A 25952-nucleotide genomic window follows, 5' to 3' on the forward strand; every position below is an offset into this window, starting at 1 on the left:
CTCAGTTCTCCTTGAACGGGAAGCCCAGGAGCTTGAGCAGCGCCCGGCCCTCGTCGTCGGTCGTGGCGGTGGTGACCACCGTGATGTCCATGCCCCGCTGGCGATCGATCCGGTCCTGGTCGATCTCGTGGAACACCGACTGCTCGGTCAGACCGAACGTGTAGTTGCCGTGCCCGTCGAGCTTGCGCCCGTCCAGACCGCGGAAGTCGCGGATACGCGGCAGCGCGATGGACAGCAGCCGGTCCATGAACTCCCACATCCGGTCGCCGCGAAGAGTCACCTTCGCGCCGATCGGCATGCCCTCGCGGAGCTTGAACTGCGCGATGGACTTGGTCGCCCGCCGCACCTGCGGCTTCTGGCCGGTGATCGTGGCGAGGTCGCGGACCGCGCCGTCGATCAGCTTGGCGTCGCGAGCAGCCTCGCCGACACCCATGTTGACGACGATCTTGACCAGCCGCGGCACCTGCATGGGGTTGCCGTAGCTGTGCTGCTCACGCAGCTGCGCCGCGATCTCGTTGCGGTACCGCTCCTTGAGGCGCGGCATGGTCTTTTCGGTAGCCGTGGTCATCACAGGTCCTTACCGGTGCTACGCGCGATGCGGACCTTCTGGCCGTTGTCGTCGATCCGGTAACCGACGCGGGTCGGCTTGCCGTCGGAGTCCAGGACCTGCACGTTCGAGACGTGGATCGCGGCCTCCTGGGTGACGATGCCGCCGGTCTTGGCGCCACGCTGGGTGGTGCTGATGCGGGTGTGCTTCTTGACCCGGTTCACGCCCTCGACCAGGACCTTGTCCTGCCGCGGGTAGGCCGCAATGACCTTGCCCTTGGCACCCTTGTCCTTGCCGGCGATGACGACGACCGTGTCGCCCTTCTTGACCTTCACGGTCACAACACCTCCGGCGCGAGGGAAATAATCTTCATAAACCGCTTGTCCCGCAGCTCCCGGCCCACCGGGCCGAAGATACGGGTACCGCGCGGGTCCCCGCCGTCCTTGATGATGACGGCGGCGTTCTCGTCGAAGCGGATGTACGAACCGTCCGGCCGCCGCTTCTCCTTGGCGGTGCGGACGATGACCGCCTTGACGACGTCGCCCTTCTTCACACCGGCACCCGGGATCGCGTCCTTGACGGTGGCCACGATGACGTCGCCGATGCTCGCGTAGCGCCGACCGGAGCCACCGAGAACCCGGATGCACAGGATCTCCCGAGCACCCGTGTTGTCGGCGACGCGCAGTCGCGACTCCTGCTGAATCACGTCTATCTCCTATGTCTGCCGGTTCTCCGGCCGCCGTGGCGGCCGGAGCCTGGCGGAACCAACGCCCGACGCAACGCCGGGCGAGCTCGAGCTTTCGCTACTTGGCCTTTTCCAGGACTTCCACGATCCGCCAACGCTTGGTGGCGCTCAGCGGCCGGGTCTCCATGATCAGGACCCGGTCGCCGGTGCCGGCGGCGTTCTGCTCGTCGTGGACCTTCAGCTTGCTGGTCCGGCGCATGATCTTGCCGTACAGCGCGTGCCTGACCCGGTCCTCGACCTCGACCACGACGGTCTTGTCCATCTTGTCGCTCACCACGAGGCCCTCACGGACCTTGCGGCGAGCCCGCACGGTGGCGGTGGTGTTCTCGTCGGTCATGATGCAGTCACCTCAGTCGGCGCGGCCGAGAGCCCCAGCTCACGCTCACGCATGATCGTGTAGATCCGGGCGATCTCCCGACGGATGACCTGCAGCCGCCGGTTGTTGTCCAGCTGCCCGGTTGCGGCCTGCACGCGGAGGTTGAACAGCTCCGCCTTGGCCTCCCGCAGCTTCGTGACCAGCTCCTCTTCGGAGAGCTCACGCAGCTCGGTCGCCTTAACGCCCGCTGCCATCAGGATTCACCCACTTCGCGCGTAACAATGCGGCACTTCATCGGGAGCTTGTGGATCGCGCGACGCATGGCCTCTCGCGCAATCTGCTCGTTGGGGAAGGACATCTCGAAGAGCACCCGCCCCGGCTTGACGTTCGCGACCCACCACTCGGGCGAGCCCTTACCGGAACCCATCCGGGTCTCGGCGGGCTTCTTGGTGAGGGCCTGGTCCGGGAAGATCGTGATCCAGACCTTGCCACCACGCTTGATGTGACGGGTCATCGCGATACGCGCTGACTCGATCTGGCGGTTGGTCACGTACGCCGGCTCGAGAGCCTGGATCCCGAACTCGCCGAACACCACCCGGTTACCACCCTTGGACGCGCCACTGCGGTCCGGGTGGTGCGGCTTGCGGAAGCCCTTCGGGGGCTTGCGCGGCATCAGCATCTGTCAGCCCTCCTGCTGCGTTTCTGCCGGAGCGGAAGCCTTGGCGGCGACAGCAGCGCTGTCGACCGGCTCGCCGCTCGGAGTCTCGGCCTGCTGCGCGATGGTGGTCGCCGCAGCCCGGCCGGCCTCGGTGCCACCGGCAGTCGTGCCGGACGAACCGGACCGACCACGGCGCGGCCGCTCCGGACGGTCGCCACGCTCACCACGACGCGGACGAGACGGACCCGCCTCGGCCGGAGCCTCCCGGCCCGGAACCGCGTCGCCCTTGTAGATCCAGACCTTCACGCCGATCCGGCCGAAGGTGGTACGAGCCTCGAAGAAGCCGTACTCGATGTTGGCCCGCAGCGTGTGCAGCGGAACCCGGCCTTCGCGGTAGAACTCGGTCCGGCTCATCTCGGCGCCGCCGAGACGACCCGAGACCTGCACCCGAATGCCCTTGCAGACCGGGTTCTTCATCGCGGACTGCATGGCCTTGCGCATCGCCCGACGGAAGCTGACCCGGCTGGACAGCTGCTCGGCCACGCCCTGCGCGACAAGCTGTGCGTCCGACTCGGGGTTCTTCACCTCGATGATGTTCAGCTGCACCTGCTTGCCGGTGAGCTTCTCGAGCTCGCCGCGGATCCGGTCGGCCTCCGCACCCTTACGGCCGATGACAATGCCCGGCCGCGCGGTGTGGATGTCGACCCGGACCCGGTCGCGGGTGCGCTCGATGTCGACCTTGGAAATGCCGGCGCGCTCCAGGCCCTTGGACATCATCCGGCGGATCTTGACATCCTCGCCGATGTAGTCCTTGTAGAGCTTGTCCGCGAACCAGCGGGACTTCCAGTCGGTCGAGATGCCGAGCCGGAACCCAGTGGGGTGAACCTTCTGACCCATTACTCGGCGTCCTCCGTCTTGCTCTGCGCTTCGGCCGGTGCGGCCTGCGTCGCCGGGGCGGCCTTCTTCGCCGCGGCCTTCCTCGGCGCTGCCGGCGCGACCGCCTCGACCGCCACGGTGATGTGGCAGGTGCGCTTGCGGATCCGGTACGCCCGGCCCTGCGCCCGCGGCTGGAACCGCTTCATCGTCGGGCCCTCGTCCACGAACGCCTCGCTCACGAGCAGCGCATCGGGGTCCAGCCGCTCGTTGTTCTCCGCGTTGGCGATCGCGCTAGCGAGCACCTTGTACACCTGCTCGCTCGCAGCCTGCGGCGCGAACTGCAGCACCGTGAGAGCCTCCTTCGCGGGCAGGCCGCGGACGAGGTTGACCACCCGGCGCGCCTTCATCGGCGAGATGCGCACGTGCCGCGCAACCGCCCGCGCGCCCGGAAGCACCGGAGCGTCGCCCTTTCCTGGCATCGCTGTAACCCCTTGTTCCCTCTATCCGTATGCCCGCGGCGTCAGCGCCGACGGCTCTTCCGGTCGTCCTTCTCGTGACCCTTGAACGTGCGGGTCAGCGCGAACTCGCCGAGCTTGTGCCCGACCATCGCCTCGGTCACGAACACCGGGACGTGCTTGCGTCCGTCGTGCACCGCGATCGTGTGCCCGAGCATCTCCGGGATGATCGTCGAGCGCCGCGACCAGGTCTTGATCACGTTCTTCGAGCCCTTGTCGTTCTGAACTTCCACCTTCTTGAGCAGGTGGTCGTCGACGAACGGGCCCTTCTTCAGGCTGCGAGGCATGTCTTATCTCCCTCAGCCGCGCTTACGCGTGGCGTAGCGACGGCGGACGATCAGCCGGTCACTCGGCTGGCCCTTACGGCGGGTGCGGCCCTCGGGCTTACCCTGCGGGTTGACCGGGTGGCGACCACCGGAGGTCTTACCCTCACCACCACCGTGCGGGTGGTCGACCGGGTTCATGGCGACACCACGGACGGTCGGGCGCTTGCCCTTCCATCGCATCCGGCCGGCCTTGCCCCAGTTGATGTTCGACTGATCGGCGTTGCCGATCTCGCCGACGCTGGCGCGGCAGCGCACGTCCACCCGCCGGATCTCACCGGACGGCATACGCAGGGTCGCGTACGCGCCCTCCCGGCCGAGCAGCTGGATACCGACGCCGGCGGACCGGGCCAGCTTGGCCCCGCCACCCGGACGCAGCTCCACGTTGTGAATCGTGGTACCGACCGGGATGTTGCGCAGCGGCAGGTTGTTGCCGGGCTTGATGTCGGCGCCCGGGCCGGACTCGACGCGGTCGCCCTGCTTCATGTCCTTCGGCGCGAGGATGTACCGCTTCTCGCCGTCGGCGTAGTGCAGCAGCGCGATGCGCGCCGTGCGGTTCGGGTCGTACTCGATGTGAGCGACCTTCGCCGGCACGCCGTCCTTGTCGACCCGCTTGAAGTCGATCAGACGGTACTGGCGCTTGTGACCGCCACCGTGGTGCCGCGTGGTGATCCGGCCGTGGGCGTTACGCCCGCCCTTCTTCGGCAACGGAGCCAGCAGCGACTTCTCCGGCGTGGACCGGGTGATCTCGGCGAAGTCGGCGACACTGGAGCCTCGTCGGCCCGGCGTCGTCGGCTTGTATTTACGGATAGCCATTGTCTACACCCCTCAGCTGACCGGGCCGCCGAAGGCCTCGATACGGTCACCGTCAGCCAGCTTCACGATCGCCCGCTTGGTCGCCTTGCGCTGACCGAAGCCGGTCTTGGTGCGCTTGCGCTTGCCCTGGCGGTTGAGCGTGTTGACCGTCAGGACGCGGACGTTGAAGATCTGCTGGATAGCGATCTTGATCTCGGTCTTGTTCGCGTCCGGGTGCACCAGGAAGGTGTACCAGTTCCGGTTCAGCTCGCTGTAGCTCTTCTCCGAGACGACCGGCGCCACGATGATGTCGCGCGGGTCGGCGATGGTGCTCACTTGCCACCCTCCTCGGTGGTCTCGGCGGGCACGCCCAGGAACTCGTCCAGGGCGTCCTTGGTGAAGACCACGTCGTCGGCCACCAGCACGTCGTACGTGTTCAGCTGGCCGGACTCGATCAGGTGAACCCGCGGCTCGTTGCGCAGGGACACCCAGTTCAGCTCGTCGGTGCTGCTCAGCACGACCAGGACCCGACGGGCCTCGGTGAGCTTGGTCAGCGTGGCCAGGGCCGCCTTGGTCGACGGCTTCTCGCCCGAGACGAACGCCTCGACGACGTGCACCTGCCCGGCGCGGGCCCGGTCGGAGAGGGCACCCCGCAGCGCGGCGGCCTTCATCTTCTTCGGGGTCCGCTGGCTGTAGTCGCGCGGCACGGGACCGTGCACCACGCCACCGCCGGCGAACTGCGGCGCGCGGATCGAGCCCTGCCGGGCGCGACCGGTGCCCTTCTGCTTGTACGGCTTCTTGCCGCCACCGGCGACCTCGCCGCGGGTCTTGGCCTTGTGCGTGCCCTGTCGGGCCGCCGCGAGCTGGGCCACCACGACCTGGTGCATCAGCGCGACGTTGGCCTGCACGTCGAAGATGTCAGCCGGCAGCTCGACGGAGCCGCTGGTGCTGCCTTCGACGGTGCGCACGTCAACGGTGGTCACTTGGCCGCACCGCCCTTCTTCACCTTGCTCTTGGCCGCGGTACGGACCAGAACCAGCGCGCCCTTGGGACCAGGAATGGCACCACGGACGAGCAGGAGGTTGTTCTCGGTGTCGACCGCCTGGACGGTGAGGTTCTGCACGGTGTACCGCACGCCACCCATCCGGCCGGCCATCCGGGTGCCCTTGAAGACACGACCCGGAGTGGCGCAGGCGCCGATGGAACCGGGCGAGCGGTGCTTGCGCTCGACACCGTGGCTGGCACGCAGACCGTGGAAGCCGTGCCGCTTCATCGGACCGGCGTAGCCCTTGCCCTTGGTCTTGCCGGTGACGTCGATCGTGACGCCGGCCGGGAACTCGTCGACCGTGACCTCCTGGCCGAGCGAGTACTCCCCAGCGTCCGTGGTGCGCAGCTCGACGATGTGCCGGCGCGGCGCCACGTCCGCCTTCGCGTAGTGCCCGCTGATCGGCTTCTTGACCTTGCGCGGGTCGATGATGCCGTACGCCAGCTGGACCGCGGAGTAACCGTCCTTCTCGGCGCTACGAACCTGGCTGATGACGCACGGGCCGGCCTCGACCACGGTCACGGGAACAACACGGTTGTTGTCCCAGACCTGGGTCATGCCGAGCTTGGCGCCCAGGATCCCCTTGACTTGCCTGTCCATTTGTCCGGTCCCTACAGCTTGATCTCGATGTCGACGCCAGCCGGCAGGTCGAGGCGCATGAGCGAGTCGACCGTCTTCGGAGTCGGGTCGATGATGTCGATCAGCCGCTTGTGCGTGCGCATCTCGAAGTGCTCGCGCGAGTCCTTGTACTTGTGCGGCGAGCGGATAACGCAGAAACGGTTGATCTCCGTGGGCAGCGGCACCGGGCCCGCGACCTGCGCCCCGGTGCGCGTCACCGTCTCGACGATCTTCCGAGCCGAGGAGTCGACGACCTCGTGGTCATAGGCCTTGAGCCGGATGCGGATCTTCTGTCCCGCCATGGTGGCTTCTGTTCCTTCTCTCGATGCCGCTGTGTTGCGGGCGCCTGTGCCGGCTGGCACAGGCCCACTTCGCCGACCCCCGCGGTCGGGCGTGTCGCGCCCTCGGGCCGGGCTCCGCCCCGGAACTCCGGAGCGGTCCTGACCGCGCGGTGGGTCAAGGCGCCGATCGCATTACGCGACCTGAACGCCGTGCGAGGGTGGTTGGGGGGCCCCGGGGGGCCCCCCCCCCCACCCCCCCCCCCGGCCCCCCCCGCGGGGGGGGGGGAAGACCGAAAACCGGGGCCGACGTTGGGGGGGGAACCCTTCTGATTATGCGCCCCCGGGGGGGGGGCCCCCCCCGGCACCGCGGGGGGGGCCGGGCCGGGGGGGGGGGGCCCGGCCCCCCCCCCCCACCCCCCCGGCCGGGGGGGGGGGGGGGGGTGGCCCCCCCGGGCCCCCCAACCACCCCAACGCTCGACTGTGCCGCCACCCGGAGGTTCAGCGAAAGCCGAACACAGGCGACGAACTGTCGTTACGCAACCTGACTAGTATGCCGCACGACCGGCGGCGGGTCTAATCGGGGTTACCTAGTTCACTTCAAGATCTTGGTGACGAACCCGGCGCCGACGGTGCGGCCACCCTCGCGGATCGCGAACTTGAGGTTGTCCTCCATGGCGATGGGCTGGATCAGCTTCACCGTCATCGAAGTGTTGTCACCCGGCATGACCATCTCGGTGCCCTCGGGGAGGGTGACGACACCGGTGACGTCCGTGGTCCGGAAGTAGAACTGCGGGCGGTAGTTCTGGAAGAACGGGGTGTGCCGGCCGCCCTCCTCCTTGGAGAGGATGTAGACCGTCGCCTCGAACTCCGTGTGCGGGGTGTTCGAGCCCGGCTTCACGACGACCATGCCGCGCTCGACCTCGTCGCGCTTGGTGCCACGCAGCAGCAGGCCGACGTTCTCGCCTGCGCGGGCGTCGTCCAGGGTCTTCCGGAACATCTCGATCGCGGTGACCTTGGTCTTGAAGCTCTTCTCCCGGATACCGACGAGCTCAACATCCTCGTTCGGCAGGAGAACGCCGCGCTCGACCCGACCGGTGACGACGGTGCCACGACCGGTGATCGTGAACACGTCCTCGACCGGCATCAGGAACGGCTTGTCGACATCGCGCTCCGGCTGCGGGATCGAGGTGTCGACCGCGGTCATCAGGTCCAGCAGCTTGCCGGTCCACTCGGGGTCACCCTCGAGGGCCTTCAGCGCCGAAACCCGCACGACCGGCAGGTCGTCACCCGGGTACTCCTGCGAGGAGAGCAGCTCGCGGACCTCGAGCTCGACGAGCTCCAGGAGCTCCTCGTCATCGACCATGTCGCTCTTGTTGAGCGCCACGACGATGTACGGCACACCGACCTGACGGGCCAGCAGCACGTGCTCGCGGGTCTGCGGCATCGGGCCGTCAGTCGCCGCCACCACCAGGATCGCGCCGTCCATCTGCGCGGCACCGGTGATCATGTTCTTGATGTAGTCGGCGTGCCCAGGGCAGTCGACGTGCGCGTAGTGCCGCGACTCGGTCTGGTACTCGACATGCGCGATCGAGATCGTGATGCCGCGGGCCTTCTCCTCCGGCGCCTTGTCGATCTCGTCGAACGGCGTGTAGGGGTTCAGGTCCGGGTACTGGTCGTGCAGGACCTTGGTGATGGCCGCCGTCAGCGTCGTCTTACCGTGGTCGATGTGACCAATGGTGCCGATGTTGACGTGCGGCTTAGTCCGCTCGAACTTAGCCTTCGCCACTGGTGTCCTCCTGTGGACTTCTTGGTTCGTACGCCCGGCGCGCCGGTCGGCGCTTAGGACTCTGTCGACAGCCTTTCCGGCCTGAACGACCGGAGAGCTTTTGTGGGTTCTGCGGCGATGAAGCCTACAGGCCCGGTCTCACGCAATCCGATCGTGGTGGCCGCGGGCGGGTGAAACCTCCCGCGACCAACCACGAATCACCTGCTCAGAGCGTTACTCGCCCGTTGCCTTGGCGATGATCTCCTTCGCGACGCTCTGCGGAACCTCGGCGTAGGAGTCGAACTGCATGCTGTAGCTAGCCCGGCCCTGGGTCTTCGACCGCAGGTCGCCGACGTAGCCGAACATCTCCGACAACGGCACCAGAGCCCGGACGATGCGGGCGCCACTGCGCTCCTCCATCGCCTGGATGATGCCACGGCGGGAGTTGAGGTCGCCGATGACGTCACCCATGTTCTCCTCAGGAGTGGTGACTTCAACGGCCATCATCGGCTCGAGCAACGCGGGGTCGGCCTTGCGGGCCGCCTCCTTCATCACCATCGAGCCGGCGATCTTGAATGCCATTTCCGAGGAGTCGACCTCGTGGTACTGGCCGTCCAGCAGGGTCAGCTTCACACCGACCAGCGGGAAGCCCGCCAGGATGCCGTACTGCAGGGCGTCCTGCGCACCGGCGTCCACCGACGGGATGAACTCCCGCGGGATGCGGCCACCGCTGACAGCGTTGGCGAACTCGTAGGTCGGCGAGTCGTTGTCCAGCGGCAGCGGCTCGACGCTCACGATCACGCGGGCGTACTGGCCGGAACCACCGGTCTGCTTCTTGTGGGTGTACTCGATCTTCTCCACCTTGCGGCGGATCGTCTCGCGGTACGCCACCTGCGGCTTGCCGACGTTGGCCTCGACGTTGAACTCACGCCGCATCCGGTCGACAAGGATGTCCAGGTGCAGCTCACCCATGCCGGAGATGACCGTCTGACCGGTCTCCTCGTCCAGTCGGACGCGGAAGGTCGGGTCCTCCTCGGCCAGCCGCTGGATGGCCGTGCCCAGCTTCTCCTGGTCGGACTTGGTCTTCGGCTCGATCGCCACCGAGATGACCGGCTCCGGGAAGGTCATCGACTCCAGGATCACCGGGTTCGCCGGGTCGGAAAGGGTGTCGCCGGTGGTGGTCTGCTTGAGACCCTGCACGGCGATGATGTCGCCGGCCTGCGCCGACGGACGCTCTTCCCGCTTGTTGGCGTGCATCTGGTAGATCTTGCCGATCCGCTCCTTGCGGTCCTTGGTGGAGTTGACCACCTGGGAGCCGGACTCGAGCAGGCCGGAGTAGACCCGGACGTAGGTGAGCTTGCCGAGGTGCTTGTCCGTCTGGATCTTGAAGGCCAGGCCGGAGAAGGGCTCCGACTTGGACGGCTTCCGGATCAGCGGGGTCTCGCCATCGGGAGCCGTACCCTCGATGGCCGGAACGTCCAGCGGCGACGGCAGGAAGTCGACCACGGCGTCGAGCATGGGCTGGACGCCCTTGTTCTTGAACGCCGAGCCGCAGAGCACCGGGTTGGCCTTGCCAGCGATGGTGGCACGTCGGATGGCGGCCTTGATCTCCTCAACGGAGACCTCGTCGCCTTCCAGGTACTTCTCCATCACCGAGTCGTCGACGTCGGCCAGGGTCTCCATCAGCTTCTCGCGCCACTCGGCCGCGGAGTCGGCCAGCTCGGCCGGGATCTCCTCGATCGCGTAGTCGTCACCCTTCTGGGTCTCCCCACGCCAGGTGAGAGCGCGCATGCCGATCAGGTCGACGACGCCGATGTGGTCGCCCTCGAGCCCGATCGGGATCTGGAGCACCAGCGGGGTGGCGTTGAGCCGGTCGATCATCATCTGCACGCAGCGGAAGAAGTCGGCGCCGGTCCGGTCGAGCTTGTTGACGAAGCACATCCGCGGGACGTTGTACTTGTCGGCCTGCCGCCAGACGTTCTCCGTCTGCGGCTCCACGCCGGCGACACCGTCGTAGACCGCGACCGCACCATCCAGCACCCGCAGCGACCGCTCGACCTCGACCGTGAAGTCGACGTGGCCAGGCGTGTCGATGATCTGGATCGTGTGGCCCTTCCACTCACACTTGGTAGCAGCGGAGGTGATGGTGATACCACGCTCCTGCTCCTGCTCCATCCAGTCCATGACGGCAGCGCCCTCGTGGACCTCACCGATCTTGTACGTGATGCCGGTGTAGAACAGGATCCGCTCGGTGGTCGTGGTCTTACCGGCATCGATGTGCGCCATGATGCCGATGTTGCGTACGTTGGCGAGCGCGTCTGCGGCGGCCACTTCAATCCCTACTTATCGTCGTCTCGACTCAACTGGTGGCGGTTCCGGCGCCCGAGGGCGCCGGAACCAGGGTGTTACCAGCGGTAGTGCGCGAAGGCCTTGTTGGACTCGGCCATCTTGTGCGTGTCCTCGCGCCGCTTGACGGCGGCACCGAGGCCGTTGCTCGCGTCCAGCAGCTCGTTCATCAGCCGCTCGACCATGGTCTTCTCGCGCCGGGCGCGGGAGTAGGTGACCAGCCAGCGCAGGCCCAGCGTGGTCGCCCGGGTGGGACGGACCTCGACCGGAACCTGGTAGGTGGCGCCACCGACACGACGGCTGCGCACCTCGAGGGTCGGCTTGACGTTGTCCATCGCCCGCTTGAGGGTGACGACCGGGTCGGTGCCGGACTTCTCGCGGCAGCCCTCGAGGGCCGCGTACACGATGGATTCGGCGAGCTGACGCTTGCCACGGAGCAGGATCTTGTTCACCAGCTGGGTGACCAGCGGCGAGTTGTACACCGGGTCAGCGACCAGTGGCCGCCGCGGAGCGGGTCCCTTACGCGGCATGTCAGCTCTTCTCCTTCTTCGCGCCGTAACGGCTGCGCGCCTGCTTGCGGTTGCGGACACCCTGGGTGTCCAGCGAGCCGCGAACGATCTTGTAACGCACGCCGGGGAGGTCCTTCACCCGGCCGCCGCGAACGAGCACGATCGAGTGCTCCTGCAGGTTGTGACCGACGCCCGGGATGTAGGCGGTCACCTCGATCTGGCTGCTGAGCTTCACACGAGCGACCTTGCGCAGCGCCGAGTTCGGCTTCTTGGGGGTGGTGGTGTACACGCGGGTGCACACGCCGCGCCGCTGAGGGGAACCCTTCAGCGCCGGGGTCTTGGTCTTGCTCGTCTTTGCTTGGCGGCCCTTTCGGACCAGCTGCTGGATCGTGGGCACCGGGTTTCTCCGCTCCCTTCGGCCGCAGTCTTGCGGCCGCGCCGTCTGCTCGTTAGCCGGCCTGATGACCGGCTCTCCTACATTCCGACCAGGGCCACCCTGCGGCGGTCCCGGCACCCGCGGTCGGGCGTGTCGCCCAGCTCACGGTCCCGGTGCGGACGCTTTCGCGGCGTACCGGGGTCTGTCACCGGCACGCGGGTCGCCCCGCCCCGGATCTTTGGCTTGTCGTGCCGCCGTCCGGACTCCGGAACCAGCGCACGCACGAGTTGCCCGGGCACGCCCGGGCACAAGGGGAAAGAGTACCTACCACAGCCGCACAGGTCAAAACGGAATGGCCCGGCGAATGACTCACACCCGCCAGCCGGATCTCGTCCTGCCCCGTCGCCCGCGATGGGCACCTACGACTACAAGTGTACCGGCTTCCCCGCCGGACCACCCGTCGCCCCCATCCCGGGCACCCGCGACCTGGTGCGCCACCTGCGCTGACCCCCGTCGGAGGGCTGATCCGACGGTGACCAGCCTCACGCCAGGGAGATCACCAGCGCCAGGCCCAGGCCCAGGAGGCTGAGCAGCGCTCCCCCCGCACCGCAGCTGATCCCCGCCACCGCCAGGCCGCGGCCGGTGAAGCGGACGGCGGGTGGTGGAGCCGGCCGGCGGATCTGCCGCTGACCGAGCAGGCCGGCGACGACCGCGGCCACCCCGGCCAGCACGCCGAGTACGGCGAACGCCCCGGACGCCCACGCCCCTCCGTAGTTCGAGAAGGCCACCCCGAAGCAGGTCACCAGCAGCGCGACGAGGAGCGACGCGATCCCGGCCACCAGCGCCCCGACGGCCAGCCCGGAGGTGACCGGTGGCACATCCAGGTACACCACGCCGAACGGCGTACCGGGTACCTGCTCCACCCGCTTCGGCGGCCGGCGTTGGTCGTCGGTCGGTGGCGGCGGCACCGACCGGCCCGGCGCCGCACCCCATGCGGAGGCATGACCCGCCGGCGGCGGTCCCCAGCCCGTAGGCGCCCCATACCCGCCCGTCGGTCCGGACGACGGCGCGGGCTGTGGTGGCGTGCCCCCACCCGGCACGGACGGGATCGGGGCACCCCACTGAGGCGAGGACGCCGGCGCCGTGCCCGGGTCGGGGAAGGCGGCGGGCGAGCCCGGCTGCCCGGTCGGATCGGGCCGCGCCCAGCCGCTCGGCTCGGACGGGCCCGGGGCCCGGTCCGGCGCGCCAGGATTCCCGGCTGGTTCGTCCGGGGGCCGCGCCGGTTCCGTCACGAGGTCCTCCTGTCGACAGGGCCGCCACCGCCGCGCGGCGGACACCGGCCAGGCTACCGCCGGGGGCGCCGCCGCCGGCGGCTGCGGGCCGCTCAGTCCATGTTCGAGGGGTAGTCGTGGCCGAACGGCGCACCGGCCAACCTGACCACACCGACCACCACCGCGGCCACCACGCTGACCGCGACCAGCACCAGACCCGCCCAGGCCATCCGCTCCCCCTGCCGCAGCCAGGCGCCGCCGGTCAGGAAGCCCCCCGAGGCGTACGCCTCCCGGCGCGCCTGCCTGGCCAACTGGAGCGCCACCGTGGCGGGTACCACCCCGCCGATGAACAGGCCGGTCAGCAGGCCGAGCAACCCCAGCGCGAAGACAGCCCGCGCCTTCGTGCTGCGGGCCGGGTCGGGATCGAGCGGGTGGCGCGGGCTCTGCTGCGCCACGGACACCTGCCCGGGTGCGGTCGTCATGCCTCCATCATGCCGAACCCGGCTTGCGGGTGGGCAGGTCCGGACGCGACGAGGCCCCCGGCGGATGCCGGGGGCCTCGTCGTGCGTTGGTGCTTAGCGGTACGACCCGAAGTCGAAGTCGTCCAGCGGCACAGCCTGCCCGCTGGCCGGCCCGAACCCGTAGTCGGTCTCCGGGTACCCGGTCATCGAGTAGACCTTGGCCTTGGCCTCCTCGGTCGGCTCCACCCGGACGTTGCGGTACTTGCTGATACCGGTACCGGCCGGGATGAGCTTGCCGATGATCACGTTCTCCTTGAGGCCGACCAGCGAGTCGCTGCGCGAGTTGATCGCAGCGTCGGTCAGCACCCGGGTGGTCTCCTGGAAGGAGGCCGCCGAGAGCCAGGAGTCGGTGGCCAGCGAGGCCTTGGTGATACCCATCAGCACCGGACGGCCGGCGGCAGGCTCGCCGCCCTCCGAGACGAGCCGGCGGTTCTCCGACTCGAACAGTGCCCGGTCGACCAGCACACCCGGCAGGAACTCGGTCGAGCCGGAGTCGATGACCGTCACCCGCTTGAGCATCTGGCGAATGATGATCTCGATGTGCTTGTCGTGGATGAGCACACCCTGCGAGCGGTAGACCTCCTGGACCTCCTGGGTCAGGTGGACCTGGACCGCCCGCGGACCCATGATCCGCAGAAGCTCGTGCGGGTCGATGGTGCCCTCGGTCAGCTTCTCGCCGACCGCGACGTGACCGCCGTCGTGGGTCCGCAGCCGGACCCGCTTGGAGATCTTGTCGTAGACGATCTCCTCGCTGCCGTCGTCCGGAACCACGATGATCTTCCGCGAGCGCTCGCCGTCCTCGATCCGGATCCGGCCGGGGGTGTCGGCGATGGGCGCCTTACCCTTCGGGACCCGAGCCTCGAAGATTTCCTGGACACGCGGCAGACCCTGGGTGATGTCCTCACCCGCGACACCACCGGTGTGGAAGGTACGCATCGTCAGCTGCGTACCCGGCTCACCGATCGACTGGGCGGCGATGATGCCGACCGCCTCGCCGACGTCCACGGTCTTGCCGGTCGGCAGCGAGCGCCCGTAGCAGGCACCGCAGACACCCAGCTTCGACTCGCAGGTGAGCACACTGCGCACCCGGACCGTCTCCACGCCGGCGGCGACGATCTTGTCGACCCCGATGGAGTTGATGTCCTGACCCCGCTCGGCGACGACGGTGCCGTCCGGCCCCTTGATGTCGTCGGCCAGGGTACGGGCGTGCACGCTGGTCTCGGCGTGCTCGTGCACGACCAGCTTGCCACCCTCCAGGCGCTCACCGATCTGCATCGGGATCGCCCGGTCGGTGCCGCAGTCCTCCTCGCGGATGATCACGTCCTGCGAGACGTCCACCAGACGACGGGTCAGGTAACCCGAGTCAGCGGTCCGCAGCGCGGTGTCGGCGAGACCCTTACGGGCACCGTGCGTGGAGATGAAGTACTCCAGCACGGACAGACCCTCCCGGTAGCTGGCCTTGATCGGCCGCGGGATGATCTCGCCCTTCGGGTTGGCCACCAGACCACGGATCGCCGCGATCTGCCGGAGCTGGAGCAGGTTACCGCGGGCACCCGAGTTGATCATCTTCCACAGTGGGTTCTCCTGCGGCAGCGCGGTGTCCATCTCCTTGGCGACCTCGTTGGTCGCCTTGGTCCAGATCTCGATGAGCTCGCCGCGACGCTCCTCGGCGGTCATCAGACCACGCTGGTACTGCTTGTCGATCCGGTCGGCTTCCTTCTCGTACTTCGCCAGGATCTCCGCCTTGCGCGGCGGAGCGATGACGTCCTCCATGCCGATCGTGACGCCGGACCAGGTGGCCCAGTGGAAACCGGCCTCCTTGAGCCCGTCCAGGGTGGCGGCCAGCGCCACCTTGGGGAAGCGCTCGGCGAGGTCGTTGACGATCGCGGAGAGCTGACCCTTGCGGATCTCGTAGTTCACGAAGCGGTAGCCCTGCGGCAGCGTCTCGTTGAACAGCACCCGACCCAGCGTCGTGTCCACGGTCAGCGGGTCACCCTCGACCCAGCCCTCCGGGGCGGTCCACTGCTCGGCACCGGCGCCGTTGTCGACCCCGGTCACGCCGCGCAGCCGGATCCGCACCGGCGCCTGCAGGTGCAGCTCACCGTTGTCGAACGCCATCCGCGCCTCGGCGTCCGAGCTGAATGCCCGGCCCTCGCCCTTCTCACCGGGGGTGAAGTGGGTGAGGTGGTAGAGACCGATGACCATGTCCTGGGTGGGCATGGTGACCGGCTTGCCGTCGGCCGGCTTGAGGATGTTGTTCGACGACAGCATCAGGATCCGCGCCTCGGCCTGGGCCTCGGCGGACAGCGGCACGTGCACCGCCATCTGGTCACCGTCGAAGTCGGCGTTGAACGCCGTGCAGACCAGCGGGTGGATCTGGATCGCCTTGCCCTCGACCAGCTGCGGCTCGAAGGCCTGGATGCCCAGGCGGTGCAGGGTCGGCGCCCGGTTGAGCAGCACCGGGTGCTCGCCGATGACCTCTTCCAGCACGTCCCACACGACCGGGCGCTGCCGCTCGACCATCCGCTTGGCGGACTTGATGTTCTGCGCGTGGTTGAGGTCGACCAGCCGCTTCATCACGAACGGCTTGAACAGCTCCAGCGCCATCTGCTTGGGCAGACCGCACTGGTGCAGCTTGAGCTTCGGGCCGACCACGATGACCGAACGGCCGGAGTAGTCGACGCGCTTGCCCAGCAGGTTCTGCCGGAACCGGCCCTGCTTGCCCTTGAGCATGTCGGACAGCGACTTGAGCGGGCGGTTACCCGGACCGGTGACCGGCCGGCCGCGGCGGCCGTTGTCGAACAGTGCGTCGACGGCCTCCTGGAGCATCCGCTTCTCGTTGTTGACGATGATCTCGGGCGCGCCGAGGTCGATCAGCCGCTTGAGGCGGTTGTTCCGGTTGATCACGCGGCGGTACAGGTCGTTCAGGTCCGAGGTCGCGAACCGGCCACCGTCGAGCTGCACCATCGGGCGCAGGTCCGGCGGGATGACCGGGACGCAGTCCAGCACCATGCCGAGCGGCGAGTTGCGGGTGTTCAGGAACGCCGCCACGACCTTGAGCCGCTTGAGCGCCCGGATCTTCCGCTGGCCCTTGCCGGACCGGATGGTCTCCCGCAGGCTCTCGGCCTCGGCGTCGAGGTCCATGTTCTGGACCAGCGCCTTGATCGCCTCGGCGCCCATGGAACCGGTGAAGTACTCACCGAACCGGTCGCGCAGCTCGCGGTAGAGCAGCTCGTCGGTGACCAGCTGCTTCGGCTCCAGCTTGCGGAAGGTGTCCAGCACCTCGTCCAGGCGGTCGATCTCGCGCTGGGCCCGGTCGCGGATCTGGCGCATCTCGCGCTCTCCGCCCTCCTTGACCTTGCGCCGGACGTCCGCCTTGGCACCCTCGGCCTCCAGCTCGGCCAGGTCGGCCTCGAGCTTGGCGGCCCGCTTCTCGATCTCCGAGTCGCGGCTGTTCTCGGACTGCCGCTTCTCGGCCAGGATCTCGTTCTCGATCGTCGAGAGGTCGCGGTGACGCGACTCCGCGTCCACGCTCGTCACGACGTACGAGGCGAAGTAGATGATCTTCTCGAGGTCCTTGGGGGCGAGGTCCAGCAGGTAGCCCAGCCGGCTCGGCACGCCCTTGAAGTACCAGATGTGGGTCACCGGAGCGGCCAGCTCGATGTGGCCCATCCGCTCACGACGGACCTTGGAGCGAGTCACCTCGACGCCGCAGCGCTCACAGATGATGCCCTTGAACCGGACGCGCTTGTACTTACCGCAGTAGCACTCCCAGTCCCGCTGCGGACCGAAGATCTTCTCGCAGAAGAGCCCGTCCTTCTCCGGCTTGAGGGTGCGGTAATTGATCGTCTCAGGCTTCTTGACCTCGCCGTGCGACCACTGACGGATGTCGTCGGCGGTGGCGAGACCAATGCGCAGCTCGTCGAAGAAGTTGACGTCGAGCACTATGTCCCCTATGTCGTCGTCTGTACTGCTAATTCTCGGGCGAGATCGGGGGCCGGCAGGCCGGCCCCCGACCGCTCACCTCAGACCTCTTCGACCGAGCTCGGCTCGCGCCGGGACAGGTCGATGCCCAGCTCCTCAGCGGCCCGGAACACCTCGTCGTCGGTCTCGCGCATCTCCAGGGCCACGCCGTCGCTGGACAGCACCTCAACGTTGAGGCACAGCGACTGCAGCTCCTTGAGCAGCACCTTGAACGACTCCGGGATGCCCGGCTCCGGGATGTTCTCGCCCTTGACGATGGCCTCGTAGACCTTCACCCGGCCGAGCACGTCGTCGGACTTGATCGTGAGCAGCTCCTGCAGGGCGTACGCGGCGCCGTACGCCTGCATCGCCCAGCACTCCATCTCACCGAAGCGCTGACCACCGAACTGCGCCTTACCACCCAGCGGCTGCTGCGTGATCATCGAGTACGGGCCGGTCGACCGTGCGTGGATCTTGTCGTCGACCAGGTGGTTGAGCTTCAGGATGTAGATGTAGCCGACCGCGATCGGGTCCGGCAGCGGCTCACCGGAGCGACCGTCGAACAGCTGCGCCTTACCACTGGAACCGATCAGCTGGTTGCCGTCCCGGTTGGGCAGGGTCGACGAGAGCAGACCGGCGATCTCCTCCTCGCGGGCGCCGTCGAAGACCGGGGTGGCCACGTTCGTGTCCCCCTCGGACTCGTGCGCGCCGATCGACCGCAGCTGCTTCTTCCAGGACGCGTCGTCGCCCTCGACCTTCCAGCCGGTCTTGGCGACCCAGCCGAGGTGGGTCTCGAGCACCTGACCGATGTTCATCCGGCTCGGCACACCCAGCGGGTTGAGCACGATGTCGACGGGGGTGCCGTCTTCCAGGAACGGCATGTCCTCGATCGGCAGGATCTTGGAAATGACGCCCTTGTTACCGTGCCGGCCGGCGAGCTTGTCGCCGTCCTGGATCTTCCGCTTCTGGGCCACGTACACCCGGACCAGCTCGTTGACGCCCGGAGGCAGCTCGTCGCCGTCCTCGCGGGAGAAGGTACGCACACCGATGACCGTGCCGGTCTCGCCGTGCGGCACCTTCAGCGAGGTGTCCCGGACCTCACGCGCCTTCTCACCGAAGATCGCGCGAAGCAGCCGCTCCTCCGGGGTCAGCTCGGTCTCACCCTTGGGCGTGACCTTGCCAACCAGGATGTCGCCGGGGACGACCTCCGCACCGATCCGGATGATGCCGCGCTCGTCGAGGTCAGCGAGCATTTCCTCGCTGACGTTCGGGATGTCGCGGGTGATCTCCTCCGGGCCGAGCTTGGTGTCCCGAGCGTCGACCTCGTGCTCCTCGATGTGGATCGAGGTGAGCACGTCCTGCTGCACGAGGCGCTGCGACAGGATGATCGCGTCCTCGTAGTTGTGGCCTTCCCAGCACATGAACGCCACGAGCAGGTTGCGCCCGAGCGCCATCTCGCCCTCGTCGGTGCAGGGACCGTCGGCGATGACCTGACCGGCCTCGACGCGGTCGCCCTCGAAGACGACCGGCTTCTGGTTGACGCAGGAGCCGGCGTTGGAGCGGCGGAACTTGTGCAGCAGGTACGTCCGGCGGTGGCCGTCGTCCTGGTGGATGGTGACGTAGTCGGCGCAGAGATCCTCGATCACACCGCCGACCTCGGCGACCACCACGTCGCCAGCGTCGACCGCGGCCCGGTACTCCATGCCCGTACCCACCAGCGGCGCCTCGGCCTTGACCAGCGGCACTGCCTGGCGCTGCATGTTCGCGCCCATCAGTGCCCGGTTGGCGTCGTCGTGCTCGAGGAACGGGATCATGGCGGTCGCGACCGAGGTCATCTGCCGCGGCGACACGTCCATGTAGTCGACGGCGCCGGGGACGACGTCCTCGGTCTCGCCGCCCTTACGACGACACAGGACCCGGTCCTCGGCGAAGGTGCCGTCGGCCCGCAGCGGCGCGTTGGCCTGGGCCTTGACGAACCGGTCCTCCTCGTCCGCGGTCAGGTAGTCGATCTGGTCGGTGACCCGACCCTCGATGACCTTCCGGTACGGCGTCTCGATGAAGCCGAACGGGTTGACCCGGGCGAAGGTGGACAGCGCGCCGATCAGGCCGATGTTCGGGCCTTCCGGCGTCTCGATCGGGCACATCCGGCCGTAGTGGGACGGGTGCACGTCACGGACCTCGAAGCCGGCCCGCTCCCGGGACAGACCACCCGGGCCGAGCGCGCTCAGCCGACGCCGGTGGGTCAGGCCCGCCAGCGGGTTGGTCTGGTCCATGAACTGGGACAGCTGCGACGTCCCGAAGAACTCCTTGATCGCCGCCACCACCGGGCGGATGTTGATCAGGGTCTGCGGGGTGATCGCCTCGACGTCCTGCGTGGTCATCCGCTCGCGGACGACCCGCTCCATCCGGGACAGGCCGACCCGAACCTGGTTCTGGATCAGCTCACCCACGGTGCGCAGGCGCCGGTTGCCGAAGTGGTCGATGTCGTCGGCCTCGTAGCCATCCTCACCGGCGTGCAGCCGGCAGAGGTACTCCACGGTGGCGACGATGTCGTCCTCGGTCAGCGTGCCGGTGGTGATTGGCACGCCGACTTCGAGCTTCTTGTTGAACTTGTAGCGCCCGACCTTGGCGACGTCGTACCTCTTCGGGTTGAAGAAGAGGTTGTCGAGCAGGGTCTGGGCGTTCTCGCGCGTCGGCGGCTCGCCAGGGCGGAGCTTGCGGTAGATATCGAGCAGGGCCTCGTCCTGGCCGGCGATGTGGTCCTTCTCGAGCGTGGTCATCATCAGCTCGGACCAGCCGAACCGCTCACGGATCCGCTCGGCCGACCATCCGACGGCCTTGAGCAGGACGGTGACGGCCTGCCGACGCTTGCGGTCGATGCGTACGCCGACCGTGTCGCGCTTGTCGATGTCAAACTCCAGCCAGGCACCCCGGCTCGGGATGACCTTGACGCTGGAGAGGTCGCGGTCGGAGGTCTTGTCCGGCTGCTTGTCGAAATACACGCCCGGGGACCGGACGAGCTGGCTGACCACGACGCGCTCGGTGCCGTTGATGACGAAGGTGCCCTTGGGCGTCATCATCGGGAAGTCACCCATGAACACCGTCTGGCTCTTGATCTCGCCAGTGGTGTTGTTGGTGAACTCCGCGGTCACGAAGAGCGGAGCGCAGTAGGTCAGGTCCTTCTCCTTGCACTCCTCGATCGAGGCCTTGACCTCGTCGAAGCGCGGCGCCGAGAAGGAAAGTGACATGGTGCCGGAGAAGTCCTCAATGGGACTGATCTCTTCAAGGATCTCCGCGAGACCCGAGCGTGCGTGCGGGTCGTCCGCCGACCGGCCCTGCCAACCCTCGTTGCCGACGAGCCAGTCGAAGGACTCGTTCTGAATGGCGAGGAGGTTGGGGACCTCGAGGTGTTCGGTGATCCTGCCGAATGAAACTCGGCGGGGAGCGAATGCGCTCGACGTACGACTGGTCTTCGCAGGGCGGGAAGCTGCCAAGATGCGTCCTTCCGAGGACCGGTGCTGCAGAACGGCTGGTACGCGTGCACTCCAATGACCCCACCAGAAATATCCGTAAACGGACATTTCCGAGCAGGGGTCTAGTCGGAAGGCAGCGCAAACTAGCAGTGTAGCCGAGAGGCTAACCGCTGTCCAGCCCACCCCGCAGGCCGTTTGCGGAACGTGCCTCGGCCCCCGGAAAACCGGGGTCTGCCGGGCCGCTCGGAACGCAACGTTCCCGCTGGGCCGCTCGGGTTGCAGCGGCTGATGGTGCCGCCGCTGTCATTACCCACTTCGTGGCCGTCGCAAGCGCGGTGTCTTGCTGGTGCCAGCGTGCCTGGCAGCCCGGGGTCGCGTCAAGGGCCGCTATCCGGGTTGTCCGTTCTTTCCCACCGGAGAGCGACCCGCCGCACTCGTCCGGGTACCACAGCTGCGGTCTTCGGCACCCAGCTCAGGACGGTTGCCGAGGGCCCACCAACACCGCGGGCGGCGATCCGTGTCGGATCGCCGCCCGCCGCGACGCGATCGTGTCCCGGCTCAGCGAGCCGGGCACAGCGCTGGTGGAACGTCAGGTCACTTGAGGGTGACCTTGGCGCCCTCGCCCTCGAGCTTGGCCTTGGCCTTGTCGGCGGTCTCCTTGTTGACCTTCTCCAGGATGGCCTTCGGAGCGGACTCGACCGCGTCCTTGGCCTCCTTGAGGCCCAGGCCGGTCAGCTCACGCACGACCTTGATGACCTGGATCTTCTTGCCACCGTCAGCCTCGAGGATGACGTCGAACTCGTCCTTCTCCGGCTCGGCCTCGGCGGCGGCCGGGGCGGCACCCGGGCCGGCAACGGCGACCGGAGCAGCGGCGGTGACCTCGAAGGTCGTCTCGAACTGCTTCACGAACTCGGAGAGCTCGATCAGCGTCATCTCCTTGAACGCGTCGAGCAGCTCGTCGGTGCTGAGCTTCGCCATATCTGGCGTCCTTTCCTGAATCTAATAAGTAAGAACTGGTGCGCTCGGACGGCCTCAGGCCGCCTCGGCGCTCTCCTTCTCGCGCTTGTCCTGCAGGGCAGCCGCCAGACGGGCGGTCTTCGACAACGGGGCCTGGAACAGGGCCGCAGCCTTGCTCAGGTTGCCCTTCATCGCGCCGGCCAGCTTGGCCAGCAGCACCTCGCGGGACTCCAGGTCGGCGAGCTTCGTGACCTCGGCCGCGGAAATGGCCTTGCCCTCGAAGACACCGCCCTTGATGACGAGCTTCGGGTTGGCCTTCGCGAAATCGCGAAGCCCCTTCGCCGCCTCGACGACGTCGCCCGAAACGAAAGTCAGCGCGGTAGGACCGGTGAACAGCTCGTCGAGGCCAGTGATGCCCGCGTCCGTCGCAGCACGCTTCGCCAGCGTGTTCTTCGCGACCATGTAGCTGGTCTCGGCACCGAGCGAGCGCCGCAGCTGGGTGAGCTGGGAAACCGTCAGACCGCGGTACTCGGTCAGCACGGTGGCACCCGAGCTGCGGAAGCTCTCGGTCAGCTCAGCGACGGCCGTGGCCTTGTCGGCCCGGATCGGCTTGTCCGCCATGTCCCTCCTCTCTCGTTACTCGAGGCTGGTCCCCGTCGTGGCCGAAGCCGGAACGGGGGCGGAGGCAGCACGACAACGAGAAAAGCCCCGGCGCAGGGCGCACGGGGCGAGGGCCGGCGGATCGTCACGGTCGGCGGACCATGCTCACTGCCGAGTTACGCTTGCCGCCCTGCGCGGGTCGCCCGATGTCGCGGGACCTTCGACCGTGCCGAAGCACGGTGACCAGCGGTCTCTGGGTGGTTCCTCATCCATGACAACACGGATGACGTTTGAAGAGTACGCGACCCCATGACCAGCACCAAATCGCCTCGTGTGAGACAGGCCACCACCGGTCGTCCCCGGCGCCTCAGCCCCGGGCCCGCCGCCGCCACAGGTAGCCGCCGACGGCCGCGCCGCTCCAGACCACGGCCCAGGCGGTGAGCCCGAGCAGAGTGAGCGCGGCGGCATCGCCCGCGGTGGTCCGCGCCGTGGCCATGATCGGCGGCGCCAGCCAGGGAGCCACCGAACCGGCCAGGCCGAGCACCACCGCACCGACGCAGCCGAGGGCCAGCACCGCGACGCCGTACCCGGCACCGCCCACGGACGCCCGGCTGGCCAGGGCACCGAGGGCCACCCCGGCGGGTATGGCCAGCAGATGCGCCCACAGCCCGAGCGCGACGCCCACCGGCACCGACCGGTCCGTCGGGTCGACCGGGCCGGTGACCCCACCGACCAGCCACGGGAAGACCAGCGCGACGGCCACCGTGATCAGCGCCGCAACACCGGCGGCGAGCAGCCCGGCCACCCGCTCCCGGGCCACCCCGACCGTGACCTGGGCCAGCCGGCGCTGCACGTCCGGCTCAACGTCCAACAGGATCTTGGTCTGCCAGGCGAGCACCGGGAAGAGCACCACCGCGGAGACGCCGTACGCCTCCGCCGGCTGGGCCCGGCCGCCGCCGTACAGGGTGCCGAGTGCGACCAGGCCGGCGAGCAGCGGTGCCACCGCCCGTCCGGTACGCAGGAAACCGGCCAGCCGCAGCCGGATCAGGGCGATCACCGGGCCTCCCCGGCGGTTGGTTCGACCGCCACGCCCGCACCGTCCACGGCCACCCGCTCCCCCGGCGGGGCCGTCGACGCGTCGGGACGTACCCGCAGCACGTGGTGGCCCTCGGCGCGCAACCGGGCGACGGTGCCGGCGACCCGCGCGGCCGGCACCGCGACCTCGACCACCGCGATCGTCTCGTCCGGTGGCGACGTCTCCTCGGTCACGGTGCCGTCGGCCACCATCCAGCGGCGAGCGCCCGGCAGCCGGACCGTTTCACCGCGGTGGTCGCTCACCAGGACCGCACCGCCGGCGACCAGCACCTCGTGGATCAACTCGGGCACCAGCTCGCGAGTGGTGGCGTCCAGGCCCTCCCACGGCTCGTCGAGGACCAGCAGGCCCGGCGGACGCAGCATCGCCTGGGCCAGGCCCACCTTCTGCGCGGTGCCCTTGGACAGCTCCGGCAGGCGGACCGCACGGAACGCGGCCAGCCCGAGCCGGTCGGTCCAGGTCGTCACCGCCTCGTCGGCCGCCGCGCGGCCCAGCCCGACCATCCGGGCCATCCCGGTCAGGTAGCGGACCACGGTGAAGGGCTGGTCGGCCGGGAAGCGCTCCGGCACCCAGCCCACCCGACCGGGCCGGTCGGTGACCCGCCCCCGGCCCGGCCGGAGCACGCCGGCGGCCACCTGGAGCAGGGTCGACTTGCCCACCCCGTTGCGGCCCAGCACGACCGCCACCTCACCCGGACCGATCCGCACGTCCACGCCCCGCAGCACCCACGGCCCACGCCGGTGGTACCGCAACCAGACGTCCTCCAGTCGCATGCGGTCGAGCCTGCCACACCTGAGACGCGCCGGGGCGCCGCCACAGTGTGGCGGCGCCCCGGTGGAGCGGAGTGTCGGCTCAGGCCTCGGCCGAGCCCTCCTGCAGGTTCTTCACCACGTTCGGGTCGACCGGGACGCCCGGGCCCATCGTGGTGGTGAGGACGACCTTCTTGAGGTACTTGCCCTTCGCCGAGGACGGCTTGGCGCGCAGCACCTCGTCGAGCACCGCCGCGTAGTTGTCCACCAGCTGGCTCTCCGTGAAGGAGGCCTTGCCGATGATCAGGTGCAGGTTGGAGTGCTTGTCCACCCGGAAGGTGATCTTGCCGCCCTTGATGTCCTGCACCGCCTTGGTGACGTCCATGGTCACCGTGCCGGTCTTCGGGTTCGGCATGAGACCGCGCGGGCCCAGGATCCGCGCGATCCGACCGATCTTGGCCATCTGGTCCGGCGTGGCGATCGCCGCGTCGAAGTCGAGCCAACCACCCTGGATCCGGGCGACCAGCTCGTCGGTGCCCACCTCGTCCGCACCCGCCGCGGCGGCCTCTTCGGCCTTCGCGCCGGCGGCGAAGACGATCACGCGGGCGGTCTTACCGGTGCCGTGCGGCAGGTTGACCACGCCGCGGACCATCTGGTCCGCCTTGCGGGGGTCGACGCCGAGGCGCATGGCGACCTCGACCGTGGCGTCGAACTTGACGTTGGTGGTCTCCTTGGCCAGCTTCACGGCCTCGGAGGGGGTGTAGAGCTTGGACCGGTCGATGACATCGGCGGCCTTGAGGTAGCTCTTGCTGCGCTGCATTGCTGATTACTCCTGTGGTCTCTGGCGGGCCGCTCGGCGCGGGCCCTCCCACGGTTCGGGTCGTTGGCCGGGGCCGACGTCAGTCGTTGACGGTGATGCCCATCGACCGGGCGGTGCCGGCGATGATCTTCTCGGCCTGGGCCAGGTCGTTGGCGTTGAGGTCGGCCATCTTCTTCTCGGCGATCTCACGCAGCTGGGCGCGGCTGACCGAGCCGACCTTCTCGCTCTGCGGGACGCCGGAGCCCTTCTGCACACCAGCGGCCTTGATCAGCAGCCGGGCGGCGGGCGGGGTCTTCAGAACGAAGGTGAAGGACCGGTCCTCGTACACGCTGATCTCGGCGGGGACGATGTCGCCCCGCTGGGACTCGGTCTGCGCGTTGTAGGACTTGCAGAACTCCATGATGTTCACGCCGTGCTGGCCGAGCGCGGGGCCGACCGGCGGCGCCGGCGTGGCCTGGCCCGCCGGCAGCTGAAGCGTGAACGTCTTGACGAGCTTCTTCTTCGGAGGCATGTCACTTCCTGGGGCTTGGAGCTGGGAAAATGCGGCTGACGCCGCCCTCGAGGCGCGCACGGTCAGCGCGGTGCGACAGCGGCGACGTTCAAGAGTAGCGCAGGCCGCAGCCCACTCGTCCGCCGAGGTCGAGCGGGAGGGCGTACGCCGACGTCGGGGGGGGGGGGGGGGCCCCCCCCCCCCCCCCCCCACAGGGGAGGCCGGGGGGGTTTTGTTTGGAACCGCCCGCCCCCCCCCCACTGCCACCACACACCCAAACCGCAGGGGGTGAGGGGGGGT

At 68.5% G+C, this 25952-nt stretch carries 28 protein-coding genes; all 28 read right to left on the reverse strand.

The genetic code is table 11. From position 1 onward, the window contains the following. Position 1: 1 nt before the first annotated feature. Positions 2-568: a 50S ribosomal protein L5 gene (rplE, locus tag ACFY29_RS19080; RefSeq protein WP_196929473.1), complete on the reverse strand. Its 567-nt coding sequence runs from the start codon at positions 566-568 to the stop codon at positions 2-4. After that, entirely contained in the window at positions 568-888 is a 321-nt protein-coding gene (gene rplX / locus ACFY29_RS19085) for a 50S ribosomal protein L24 (RefSeq protein ID WP_328420528.1), read from the reverse strand. Before rplX ends, rplE begins: the two co-directional genes overlap by 1 nt. After that, entirely contained in the window at positions 885-1253 is a 369-nt protein-coding gene (gene rplN / locus ACFY29_RS19090; protein WP_015619002.1) for a 50S ribosomal protein L14, read from the reverse strand. The genes rplX and rplN overlap by 4 nt, the downstream gene beginning before the upstream one ends. 97 nt (positions 1254-1350) lie before the next feature. After that, positions 1351-1629, reverse strand: coding sequence for a 30S ribosomal protein S17 (rpsQ, locus tag ACFY29_RS19095; RefSeq protein ID WP_328420534.1), 279 nt, complete (start codon positions 1627-1629; stop codon positions 1351-1353). Next, a complete protein-coding gene (rpmC, locus tag ACFY29_RS19100) occupies positions 1626-1862 on the reverse strand; it encodes a 50S ribosomal protein L29 (protein ID WP_007465283.1) in 237 nt (78 codons plus the stop codon). The genes rpsQ and rpmC overlap by 4 nt, the downstream gene beginning before the upstream one ends. Further along, complete coding sequence (rplP, locus tag ACFY29_RS19105) at positions 1862-2287, reverse strand: 50S ribosomal protein L16 (protein ID WP_007465292.1); 426 nt, start codon at positions 2285-2287, stop codon at positions 1862-1864. Before rplP ends, rpmC begins: the two co-directional genes overlap by 1 nt. Before the next feature lie 3 nt (positions 2288-2290). Further along, positions 2291-3163 (reverse strand): 30S ribosomal protein S3, encoded by an 873-nt coding sequence (rpsC, locus tag ACFY29_RS19110; protein ID WP_328420536.1) that lies wholly within the window; start codon positions 3161-3163, stop codon positions 2291-2293. Further along, positions 3163-3621, reverse strand: a complete 459-nt coding sequence (gene rplV / locus ACFY29_RS19115; protein ID WP_089018943.1) for a 50S ribosomal protein L22 — start codon at positions 3619-3621, stop codon at positions 3163-3165. Before rplV ends, rpsC begins: the two co-directional genes overlap by 1 nt. A gap of 41 nt (positions 3622-3662) precedes the next feature. Continuing rightward, positions 3663-3944 (reverse strand): 30S ribosomal protein S19, encoded by a 282-nt coding sequence (gene rpsS, locus ACFY29_RS19120; RefSeq protein WP_007465299.1) that lies wholly within the window; start codon positions 3942-3944, stop codon positions 3663-3665. Between the two features lie 12 nt (positions 3945-3956). Beyond that, entirely contained in the window at positions 3957-4796 is an 840-nt protein-coding gene (gene rplB / locus ACFY29_RS19125) for a 50S ribosomal protein L2 (RefSeq protein WP_053653944.1), read from the reverse strand. A gap of 12 nt (positions 4797-4808) precedes the next feature. Further along, a complete protein-coding gene (rplW, locus tag ACFY29_RS19130; RefSeq protein WP_007465304.1) occupies positions 4809-5111 on the reverse strand; it encodes a 50S ribosomal protein L23 in 303 nt (100 codons plus the stop codon). Further along, the gene (gene rplD / locus ACFY29_RS19135; RefSeq protein ID WP_234583436.1) at positions 5108-5758 is read right to left on the reverse strand and encodes a 50S ribosomal protein L4; all 651 of its coding nucleotides are present in this window, start codon (positions 5756-5758) and stop codon (positions 5108-5110) included. The genes rplW and rplD overlap by 4 nt, the downstream gene beginning before the upstream one ends. After that, positions 5755-6420: a 50S ribosomal protein L3 gene (gene rplC, locus ACFY29_RS19140; RefSeq protein WP_328420545.1), complete on the reverse strand. Its 666-nt coding sequence runs from the start codon at positions 6418-6420 to the stop codon at positions 5755-5757. The genes rplD and rplC overlap by 4 nt, the downstream gene beginning before the upstream one ends. Positions 6421-6431: 11 nt before the next feature. Then, complete coding sequence (rpsJ, locus tag ACFY29_RS19145; protein WP_007073037.1) at positions 6432-6740, reverse strand: 30S ribosomal protein S10; 309 nt, start codon at positions 6738-6740, stop codon at positions 6432-6434. A 571-nt stretch (positions 6741-7311) separates the two neighbouring features. Continuing rightward, a complete protein-coding gene (tuf, locus tag ACFY29_RS19150; RefSeq protein ID WP_328420547.1) occupies positions 7312-8505 on the reverse strand; it encodes an elongation factor Tu in 1194 nt (397 codons plus the stop codon). A gap of 213 nt (positions 8506-8718) precedes the next feature. After that, positions 8719-10815, reverse strand: a complete 2097-nt coding sequence (gene fusA, locus ACFY29_RS19155; protein WP_328420549.1) for an elongation factor G — start codon at positions 10813-10815, stop codon at positions 8719-8721. A 74-nt stretch (positions 10816-10889) separates the two neighbouring features. Further along, the gene (gene rpsG, locus ACFY29_RS19160; RefSeq protein ID WP_007465317.1) at positions 10890-11360 is read right to left on the reverse strand and encodes a 30S ribosomal protein S7; all 471 of its coding nucleotides are present in this window, start codon (positions 11358-11360) and stop codon (positions 10890-10892) included. Position 11361: 1 nt separating this feature from the next. Beyond that, positions 11362-11736 (reverse strand): 30S ribosomal protein S12, encoded by a 375-nt coding sequence (rpsL, locus tag ACFY29_RS19165; RefSeq protein WP_014440718.1) that lies wholly within the window; start codon positions 11734-11736, stop codon positions 11362-11364. A 521-nt stretch (positions 11737-12257) separates the two neighbouring features. After that, positions 12258-12638, reverse strand: a complete 381-nt coding sequence (locus tag ACFY29_RS19170; RefSeq protein WP_328426107.1) for a hypothetical protein — start codon at positions 12636-12638, stop codon at positions 12258-12260. A gap of 461 nt (positions 12639-13099) precedes the next feature. Further along, a complete protein-coding gene (locus tag ACFY29_RS19175) occupies positions 13100-13468 on the reverse strand; it encodes a hypothetical protein (RefSeq protein ID WP_328420551.1) in 369 nt (122 codons plus the stop codon). A gap of 93 nt (positions 13469-13561) precedes the next feature. Further along, the gene (locus tag ACFY29_RS19180; protein WP_328420553.1) at positions 13562-17452 is read right to left on the reverse strand and encodes a DNA-directed RNA polymerase subunit beta'; all 3891 of its coding nucleotides are present in this window, start codon (positions 17450-17452) and stop codon (positions 13562-13564) included. A gap of 80 nt (positions 17453-17532) precedes the next feature. Then, positions 17533-20964, reverse strand: a complete 3432-nt coding sequence (locus ACFY29_RS19185) for a DNA-directed RNA polymerase subunit beta (protein ID WP_328420555.1) — start codon at positions 20962-20964, stop codon at positions 17533-17535. 573 nt (positions 20965-21537) lie between these two features. Next, on the reverse strand, positions 21538-21921 hold the full coding sequence (gene rplL, locus ACFY29_RS19190) for a 50S ribosomal protein L7/L12 (RefSeq protein ID WP_328420557.1): 384 nt from the start codon (positions 21919-21921) through the stop codon (positions 21538-21540). A 54-nt stretch (positions 21922-21975) separates the two neighbouring features. Continuing rightward, positions 21976-22521, reverse strand: coding sequence for a 50S ribosomal protein L10 (gene rplJ / locus ACFY29_RS19195; protein ID WP_328420559.1), 546 nt, complete (start codon positions 22519-22521; stop codon positions 21976-21978). A 346-nt stretch (positions 22522-22867) separates the two neighbouring features. After that, complete coding sequence (locus ACFY29_RS19200; RefSeq protein ID WP_386987824.1) at positions 22868-23557, reverse strand: hypothetical protein; 690 nt, start codon at positions 23555-23557, stop codon at positions 22868-22870. Continuing rightward, entirely contained in the window at positions 23554-24366 is an 813-nt protein-coding gene (locus ACFY29_RS19205; protein ID WP_386987828.1) for an ATP-binding cassette domain-containing protein, read from the reverse strand. The genes ACFY29_RS19200 and ACFY29_RS19205 overlap by 4 nt, the downstream gene beginning before the upstream one ends. Before the next feature lie 79 nt (positions 24367-24445). Beyond that, on the reverse strand, positions 24446-25162 hold the full coding sequence (rplA, locus tag ACFY29_RS19210) for a 50S ribosomal protein L1 (RefSeq protein WP_328420565.1): 717 nt from the start codon (positions 25160-25162) through the stop codon (positions 24446-24448). Between the two features lie 79 nt (positions 25163-25241). Next, the gene (rplK, locus tag ACFY29_RS19215; RefSeq protein ID WP_354964806.1) at positions 25242-25673 is read right to left on the reverse strand and encodes a 50S ribosomal protein L11; all 432 of its coding nucleotides are present in this window, start codon (positions 25671-25673) and stop codon (positions 25242-25244) included. Between the last annotated feature and the right edge of the window lie 279 nt (positions 25674-25952).

Source organism: Micromonospora sp. NPDC000668 (assembly GCF_042897975.1).
GTDB lineage: Bacteria > Actinomycetota > Actinomycetes > Mycobacteriales > Micromonosporaceae > Micromonospora.